The organism is Bacillus sp. Root920 (assembly GCF_001429445.1).
GTDB classification, from domain to species: domain Bacteria; phylum Bacillota; class Bacilli; order Bacillales; family Bacillaceae; genus Bacillus; species Bacillus safensis.
The window spans coordinates 167,377-177,555 of record NZ_LMJV01000001.1; the positions used below are offsets into that span (position 1 = coordinate 167,377).

General features: G+C 46.4%; 1 protein-coding gene. It reads left to right on the top strand.

Annotated features, from left to right (window positions below; genetic code table 11):
* Window positions 1-33 precede the first annotated feature (33 nt).
* A complete protein-coding gene (locus ASE42_RS00680) occupies window positions 34-10,167 on the top strand; it encodes a non-ribosomal peptide synthetase (RefSeq protein WP_056765100.1) in 10,134 nt (3,377 codons plus the stop codon).
* Window positions 10,168-10,179: the final 12 nt, after the last annotated feature.

Sequence of the window (10,179 nt, forward strand, 5' to 3'; positions counted from 1 at the left end):
AGTCCTGCCTGATAAAAAAGGAAAGGAACTCATATGAAACCATCAATTATGAACCAATCAAATGTACATGAATCAATGGATACGATTTTACAAGATGTACAGAGAACCATTTTACAAACCAACGAAATCGAACGCTTCGCTGTTTTTTCTCGTGAAAAAACCATTCGACCGCGGCCATATCACCTCTCTCATTTATTTCTCGACAATCACATGGAGCAGGAGGCCGCATCTGAATCAATACAGACGCAAACGGCTTCCCCTGCTTTAGCGGACATGCCGCCCGCCCTTTCCTATGGAGGGGATCTAGATGTTAAGGCAGGAGCCCAAACCTTGCAGGACGCCTTAACGGAGGCGGCAAAAACGACAAATGGGCTGACTTATATCGTCAATAGTGAAAATGAACTCACACAATCCTACGCGCAGTTAAAGGAGGATGCCGAGCGGGTTCTGACAGGTTTAAGGGCGCTCGGACTTGAACCGGGTGATCCTGTGTTCTTTCAGTTTTCATCCAATCATGCGATGGTAACAGCCTTTTGGGCGTGTGTGTTAGGGGGATTTGTTCCAACATTAGTGTCCGCTGCACCGACCTATCGGGAAATGAATGCCTCCGTGAAGAAGCTTCATCATGCGTGGAAGCTGCTGGAGCATCCGCTCATTTTAACAGATGACTGGCTGGTTGATGAGGTGCAAGGTTTAGCTTTATTGTGGCATACAGACAAGTTACGTGTCGCAGCCGTTGAGCCGATGCTTTCTTTAGCAAGAGATATAGAAGCTTATCCCGCGACACCGGATGATTCAGTCTTTTTTATCTTAACGTCTGGAAGTACAGGGATGCCCAAATGCGTAGAGCATTCCCATCGAAGCGTGCTGGCGAATGTCAAAGGAACAGTGGCAGCCAATGGGTTTACACAAAAGGATGTGTCGTTAGACTGGATGCCTTTAGATCATATTGGCGGCATTGTGATGTTTCACCTTGTCAATGTGTACACTGGCTGTGAGCAGGTTCGGGCAAGAACAGATGATTTTATCGCTCAGCCGCTGCGCTGGCTTGACTGGATGGACCGCTACCGTGCAACGAAGACATGGGCGCCTAACTTCGCATTTGCGATGATCAATGATTATGAGAAAGACATTTCATCAGGATCTTGGGATCTTTCTGCTATGACTTGTATGATCAATGGGGCTGAAGCGGTCGTACCGAAGACGATTCACCGATTTTTACACTTGCTTGCTCCGCACGGCTTAAAGGGAGACGTCATGAGACCGGCATTTGGCATGTCTGAAATCTCTTCAGCCGTTGTCTTCTCTTTTGCGATAGAGCGGGGAGATGAGAGCAGCGGGGTTCTAACCTTTGAGGAAACATCACTCACAGAGCAGCTAAGACCAGCGGAGGCACGTGAGACAGGAACTGTCAGCTTTACAGAGCTGGGAAGACCAATTCCTGGTATCACGATTCGTATCGTTAATCATCAGAATGAGCTTCTTCCCGAAGATCATATTGGCAGTGTGCAAATTAAAGGGCCGACGACAATGAAGGGCTATTACAAGAATGACGAAGCGAATCAAGAAGTCTTTCAAACAGACGGCTGGTTTCACACGGGGGATTTAGGTTTTCTGCACGATGGAAGGCTGACATTAACCGGAAGAGAAAAAGACATGATCATCATCAACGGGAAAAATTATCACAACTATGAAATAGAAGTCATTGCAGAGGAAGTACCCGGCGTCGAAACGAGCTTTGTAGCCGCTTGTTCCGCCCGGATGGAAGCATCTGCATCCGACGAGCTGATTCTCTTTTTTACACCAAAGCTGTATGAACCTTCTTATATCATGAGGGCAAGTCAGAATATCAAATCCCATATTGCAACAAAAATGGGGTTGTCTGCATCTCGTGTGATCCCTGTCCAGAAGCACGCCTTTCCGAAAACAAGCTCTGGAAAAATAGAAAGGGCACAGCTTAAGAAGCGATGGCAGGAAGGCGAATTCGATGAAATCATCAAGGAGCTGGACATCAGACTTGAAAATGAACACACCTTGCCTGATTGGAGTTTACAAAAGAAGTGGACACCTGCTCCGCTTCATGAAGCGGAAAAACAAACAGAAGGGAATATGGTGATCTTTGCAGACACATTAGGGCTGGCAGATCAATTGAGATCCCTTTCAAGCAATGAACAAACATATATTACGGTTGAACCGGGTCAAGCATTCACACAACTTACACATACACACTTCATCATCCACCCGAATCGGCCGTCTGACTACGAACAACTCTTTGAGACGCTCCGTTCGTATGGCGTTTCGGTGAAACAAATCATTCACCTTTGGAACTACACAACTCAAGAAGACACACTTCATGCAGCGTTGGCGAAAGAAGCGCAGAAAACAGGCAGTATGAGTGCACTATATGTAACTAAAGCGGTCGCTGCCTATGATGAGCCGGTAGAGATCACCTTTGTCTCTGCCAATGCGATGAATTTGCCGGAAGATCAAACACATGATGTGGAGAAAGCAACGACAGCAGGACTGATGACAGCTGTTCAGCATGAATGGCCGTTTATCAAGGTGCGGTGTCTTGATTTTTCTCTGACAGAAACGGATGCTGGCCGTTCTCATGCATCATCGATCATGACAGAGCTCACACATGACACAAGCCATCATATCGCCGCTTATCGTGAAGGTGTTCGTTATACTCCTCTTTTAACACCGCTTCATCTGGAAAAAGAACAAAGGATGAAGAAACCGCCATTTGAATCATCCGGGCTTTACGTGATGACAGGCGGGCTTGGCGGCATTGGGAGGATGCTTAGTGAGTACCTGCTGACATCCTATCAAGCGCATCTTGTGCTGGTTGGAAAAAAAGCGAGAGAGGCTTTATCTGAGGAGCAGCAAGACGTATTGATTTCACTTGAGAATCAAGCGGAAAAGCACGGAGGTACAGTTCTATATGAAAAGGTGGACATCACTGACGCACAAGCCATTGAAGCCCTGATCTCAAGAGAGGAGACGGCATTAGGTAAAAGGCTGCATGGCGTTATTCATTTCGCTGGCATCATTCAAGAAGAGCTGCTTCGTGATATGACGTCTGTATCATTAGATGCGATGTACGAGGCGAAGGTATATGGCACGATTGCGCTACATGAAGCAGCCTCTAAACGGCAAAATGTCTTATTTCTTTCTAGCTCGTCAGCTCGAACGTTAAAGGGCGGGATGACCGTTGGCGCTTATTGTGCGGCCAATGAGTTCGTTGAACAATTTGCTCATTATCAGAGGCTGACATCTACAGTAAAGCCATATTGCTTTAGCTTTAGCATGTGGGATGAGACCGGAATGAGTGAAGGGTCAATGATCAAAGGCATGCTAAAAGAAAGGGGCTATCTCCCGATTCCAAAGCGGGCGGGCATTCAAACAATGCTTGCATGCATGATGACAGAAGTTCCCCTCATTTATATCGGGCTGGATCGATCGAAGCAGGAAATTCAAGAGATGATACAGGGGGAGACTCAAACAGAGCAGGTCATATATGTCTTTTTCAAAACCGATCAAACAAAGGCTGTTGAAGAAAGGCTGTATCAATCCATTTATACGTGTATACAGTCTCGTCTCTCTGGTGAATATTTCGTCCATCTATATCCTGAAGAATACTGGAAAGAAACAGAGGATGGGATGCCGGACGAAGTGCATTTCAATGAATTAATAGAGGAAAGTGGACATGCTTCAGAGGACAGAGCACCTCAAACTGAGACGGAGAAACTCTTGGCACACATTTGGTCCGAGCTGCTTGATGTCTCAAACATCAGCTGTGGTGATCATTTCTTTCTACTCGGAGGTCATTCGCTCAAGGCAACGCAAATGCTGTCTGCTGTTAGACAGAAAACGGGATTTGACGTGCCGCTCGCTGTTCTTTTTGAGCATACGAGACTTGGAGAGTTAGCGGAGTGGATTGATTCACATGCCAAAGCCGATGAAGCGATTCTGATACGGAAAATAGAAAAGGGTCAGGAGCTTCCGATGTCCTATGCCCAGCAAAGACAGTGGTTTCTCTATCAATTACAGCCTGATCTGCCATTATACAATAATACGATTTCCTTTCGGATGAATGGACCTTTAGATGTAAAGGTGCTTCAGCGCAGCTTGCAGCAAATGGTGCAAAGGCATGAATCGCTCAGAACATCCTTTGCGATGAACGGCGATGAACCGGTACAGATCATACATGAGCATATGACTCTTCCAGCGCTTGAGGTGGTCGATGTATCAGATTTGGCATCACAGGAAGAAAAAGAACAAAAAGCGGCTGAGTGGGCGAAAAAAGAAGCGGGCACGCCTTTCCGCTTAGAGCATGATGCACTTTTTCGCACGAAGCTGATTCGGCTGTCAGAAACAGATCATTTGCTGCTGATGTCTATTCACCACATCGTGTCAGATGGCTGGTCGATTGGCATTGCCGCAAAGGAGCTGTCCGAATGGTATACAGCGATCATCGAAGGGAGGGAGCCTGATCTCTCACCGCTGCCGATTCAATATGCAGATTACGCACTATGGCAGAAGGAGTATTTGACGGGAGAAACGCTTCAGAAGCAGCTTTCCTATTGGAAGGAGCAATTTGCGGTACCTGTGGAAGAGTTGATGCTACCGTATGACTACACGCGTCCGGCCGTTCAATCCTATAGGGGAAAAACGAAAAAATACCGCTTATCGAAGCCGCTGTCTGACCAGCTGGCTGCTCTTTCTCAGAAAACGGACAGCACCCTTTATATGACATTACTTTCGGCTTTCTCTACCTTGCTGCATCGATTGTCTTCACAGGATGAGTTTGTCATTGGATCCGTCATTGCCGGGAGAAATCGGACGGAGATGGAGCAGCTCATCGGATTTTTCGTGAATACGCTGGCACTTCGGATCGATCATAGCGGGAATCCGGCTTTCACAGAGCTATTAGAGCGAGTGAAGGAAACAACAATGGGTGCCTATGCGCATCAGGATGTGCCGTTTGAGATGGTCGTAGATGAGCTGAATATTGTACGTGAGGCTGGGAAGCAGCCGCTGTTTCAGGTCATGTTCGTTCTGCAAAACCTGCCCCTTGAAGCTTCTCCGATGGGTGAGGTGACATCTGTTTTAGCTATTGAAGATAATGATACAGCCAAATTCGATCTCTCTCTGTTTGTTTTTGAAGGGGCGGAAGGTCTTCAATTAAAACTAGAGTATGATGCAGACTTATTTTCTGACGACACGATGGAACGGTTCCTTCGTTACTACGAGCAGCTGCTTGCATGTATTTGTGAAAATCCAGCACAGCCGATTAGACAAATGAATTACCTGCCAGAAAAAGAGTGGCATCAGCTGCTCTATGAATGGAGCGGCAAAACAGATCAACCAGCAGGCCCGCTTCTCATCACAGAACGGTTTGAAGCACAGGTGAAAAAGACACCGCATGCGATCGCCCTCGAATCTGGGGGAAAACAGTGGACGTATCAGGAGTTACAAGAGAAAGCCGACCGGCTTGCCGCTTATCTGCAGCAGCGAGGAGTGAAGCCGCATGAACCAGTAGGGCTTCTGATCGACAGGTCGCCTGAAATGATTTTTGGGGTGCTGGCGATTGTAAAAGCAGGCGGGGCCTACGTCCCAATTGATCCTGAATATCCAGATGCACGCATTGATTATATGCTGAGGGATACAGGTATTCAGCTGTTACTGACAAAAAATGAATGGCTGAAACAAGTCTCGATCAGTCAAACCGAGCTCATTTGTCTTGATGAGGGGTATGAAGAGTTTTTATCAGAGGCAGAACTCAAGTCTGCTGCTTTAAAACCTGATGGACTCGCTTATATCAATTACACATCAGGATCAACCGGTCAGCCAAAAGGGGTTTTAATTCCGCATCAAGCGGTCATCCGGCTTGTATGCGAAACAGATTATGTCACCCTTAATGAACAAACGCGTATTTTACAAATCGCGAGCTTTTCCTTTGATGCCTTTACGTATGAAATATGGGGAGCCCTGCTCAACGGGGGAAGGCTGATACTGACCGATCGAAATACGATCTTATCAATGGATACACTGGCTGACACGCTGACATCTTACAAGATCACAACAGGATTTCTGACAGTGCCGCTGTTTAACCGATTAACAGAGGAACATCCAGAAGCTTTATGTGGATTCGATGCCTTATTGGTCGGCGGTGATGCTTTGTCAGCTGCTCATATCCGTAAAGCGCTGCCGTATTTACCTGAAGGCCTTTTAAACGGCTATGGACCAACCGAGAATACGACGTTCTCCTGTGTGCATCACATTCGGGCAGTGGATGAGGGGCAGGCAACAATTCCTATCGGTCAGCCAATTGCGTATTCTCAAGCCTATGTACTAGACGACCAGCTACAGCCGGTTCCGCAAGGTGTCATTGGAGAGATTTACGTAGGAGGTACAGGGCTTGCACTCGGATACCTTGGAGATGAAGAAAAAACATCGCAATCATTTATCCCGCATCCTTTCCAAGAAGGAGCGCGTTTATATAAAACAGGCGATATGGGCCGCTGGCTGCCAAACGGCATCATCGACTGCCTTGGAAGAATCGATCATCAAGTGAAAATTCGCGGACACCGCGTCGAATGCGGAGAAATTGAAGCTGCTATGCTGCGCTTTGAAGACATCATAGAATGTGCGGTCATTCCGCATCAGCATGAGAGTGGTCATAAGCGATTGATCGGTTATTTTGTCCAAAAGGGCAGCATGACCACGCAAGACATTCGCCATCAATTAAAAGAAATACTGCCAGATTATATGGTGCCAAGCCTATTAATAGAGCTGGAGGAACTCCCGCTCACACCAAATGGCAAGGTAGACCAAAAACGTCTCCCGCCGCCAGAGTGGAGACAGGAAGAAGTGGACAAACCGGCTGACAGGGCACTCAGTGAGGAAGAGCGTGTACTGGAAAAAGTATGGACTCAGCTGCTCGGTACGCCTTCGATTGGCGTACATGATAACTACTTTGAGCTTGGCGGAGATTCGATTATTGTCATACAAATGGTGGCGCGCATAGCACAGGAAGGCTATGTCATTCAGCCGAGAGATGTATTTGAAAAACAGACGATTTCACAGCTGGCACTTGCTATGAAAAGGTCAGATGCTGCTGCGTTCTATGACCAGTCACCTGTCACAGGAGCTGTTCGTCTGCTTCCAATCCAATCATGGTTCTTTGAGCAATCAATGACAAACCAAGATTATTGGAATTTATCAGCGCATATGGAATTCAAGCAATCCATACAGCTAAAGCAGCTGACACAGGTTCTCTCAAAAATTGTCGATCATCACGATATGCTGAGAGCGATGTATACAAAAACAGCAGATGGATCATGGATTCAAACCATTCGTGCGCCTGGCATCCCCCCTTGTGTCTCCTTCTTTGATTTGACGGGTGTTTCTCAGGAGGAAGCGCTGGAACAAATCCGCATGGAGACCGCCGCCTGTCAAGGAACGTTGTCATTAGAACGGGGAGAAGTCATCAAAGCCATTCTTTTTCACACAAGTGATGGCACGTCTGAACTCTTTATCGCTGCCCATCATCTTGTAATGGATGGAATCTCATGGCGCATCATACAGGAAGACCTATTAAATGGACTGAAGCAGCTTGCGGCAGGGCAGGAAATCGAGCTTGCAAAGAAAACTGCGTCCTATCAGCAGTGGGCAGATGCTCTTTATGAATATGCACAAACCGATCAATTACAAGAGCAGGTTCCTTTTTGGCAAAATATCATCAGTCAAGAGGAAGAGGGTTCTCCTTTTCAAACACCTGCGCTTTTCAATATAGAAGAACATGCAGAGATCCTGTCTATTCAATTGACGAAGGATCAAACAGATATTTTATTAAGACAGGCATCACAAGCGTACCGAACAGAGGTAAACGATTTACTCTTATCAGGACTCACACAAGCCGTTGGAAAGCCGCTGCTCATCACGTTAGAAGGGCACGGACGCGAGGATTTATTTGAACAGATGGATTTGTCACGAACAGTCGGATGGTTTACAAGCTCTTATCCTATTTTTATTCCTTTTATTCAAACCGATATTGAGAGACAAATCAAAGATGTCAAAGAAACCTTAAGAGCTGTGCCGCAAAAGGGAATCGGCTATGGCTTGCTTCAATATATGACAGCATCTCGTTTCCTCAAAAAGGTAGCGCCGCAAATGAGCTTTAATTATCTTGGACAGTTAGATCAAATAGACGGTGAAGCACATCTTTATTTAGCAGATGAACGAAATGGACTTGTACATGATCCAAAAGCAGAAAGACAGCATTTGATCGATGTGTACGGATATGTTGTGAACGGTCAGCTTCAGATGAATTTTATGATAAACCGTGAACTGCTTCAGTATGAAGAGGTGCGCCTGTTACCTGAGCGGTTCAAAGAAAAAATGGAGGATATTTTGACGCATTGTGTAGAGACAAAAGGCGGCTTTACGCCATCTGATTTTCCAATGGTTCAGCTGACGCAAGAGCAAATCGATGAGCTTCCAGACAATGTAGTGGATGTGTATCCACTATCTCCAATGCAGCAAGGGATGCTGTTTCATGCTCTATTAGATCAAGCGTCACAGGCGTATTTTGGTCAAGTGCATATGACACTCGAAGGCTTAACGGACGGCGCAGCCTATGAAAAGGCCTGGAATCTGCTTGTAGAGCGTCATTCGATTTTGCGGACAACATTTGCTTGGGAAGGGCTAAAGGAGCCTGTTCAGTTGATTCAATCAGAAGGAAGCATTCATCTCACTCAGCACGATGTGCGCCACCTGAGTGAAACGGATCAGAAGGAAGCTATCCAGCAATATTTGCAAACAGATCGTTTAAAGGATTTCAAACTAGAAGATACGGATGAACCGCTGATTCGTATTGCTTTATTCCATCGTGATGAAAACACATGCACGTTTATTTTTAGCTTTCATCATATTTTAATCGACGGCTGGAGCTTGTTCAGCTTTATTGAAGAATCCTTTTCTTTGTACCGCTCTCTTGTGGATGAACGGGAGGTGGATCTTCCTGCTGTCCGTCCATATAAAGATTTTATCGAGTGGCTGCAAAAGCAGGATCAAGAGAAGGCGCTAGAGTTCTGGAAAGGTTATATGTCAGGAGTAGAAGAGGCTACACCACTTCCAGGAGACGGCGGGCAGGCTTCGGATGAAGATGCAGGTGTTGATCAGCTAAGTATCAAACTAACGCCCGAGATGCAGGAGAAACTCGAAAAGATGACAGGCGCGCAGAAGGTGACAATGAGCACATTGATTCAAACAGCATGGGGGCTGCTTTTGCATCTTCATTCAGGATCAGAGGATGTTGTGTTCGGAGTGACAGTATCAGGCCGACCGGCGGACTTACCACAGGTTGAAAGCATGACAGGGCTCTTTATAAACACATTGCCGCTCCGTTTGCCGATTACGCCAGAGTGGACCATTTCCAAGCTGCTGGCACATACGCAGGACACAGTTTTTCAAATGCGGGAATTCGAATATACCGTACTGCCAGATATTCAGCAGCTGACCCACATCCCGAATGGAGATTCATTGTTTAACAGCATTGTCGTGTTTGAAAACTATCCGATTGAATCTATCGAGCCATACGGGGTACGCATTTTAGACATTGCAAGTCATGAAGAAACGAACTATGACCTGACCCTTGTGGCAGTTCCGGGAGATACGCTGGAGCTTCGGGTCACATACCGCTTCAATCAATATACAGAAAAGCAAATACAAGCGCTGATGCAGCAGCTGATCCACACACTTGAAGCGATGACAGAACAAATGGAGACACCCCTCTCTTCCTTCACGATCGTGACGAATGAAGAAAAAGAGCGGATAATCACCGATTGGGCGAAAAATGCACAAGTCAACGTGCTGTACCCAGATCAAGAAGAGGTCTATTCAGGTGTGCATGATCCTTCCTGTGAGACGGAAATATATGTCCTGAGCGAAGAGCATCAGCTCATGCCGGTAGGATTTTCTGGAGATATTTTTATCGGTGCAAAGGATATCAAAGCAATTTGCGGGGAGCTTGCCGATTGGATGGAGACGCATAAAATTCCGCATCCATTCAAACATCAAACTGGCGAATACCTCTATCCGACAGGGGATGTCGGCGTTTGGACTGAAGAAAACAAGATTCAGATTTTGGATTGGATGTAGGAGGAGAAGAAC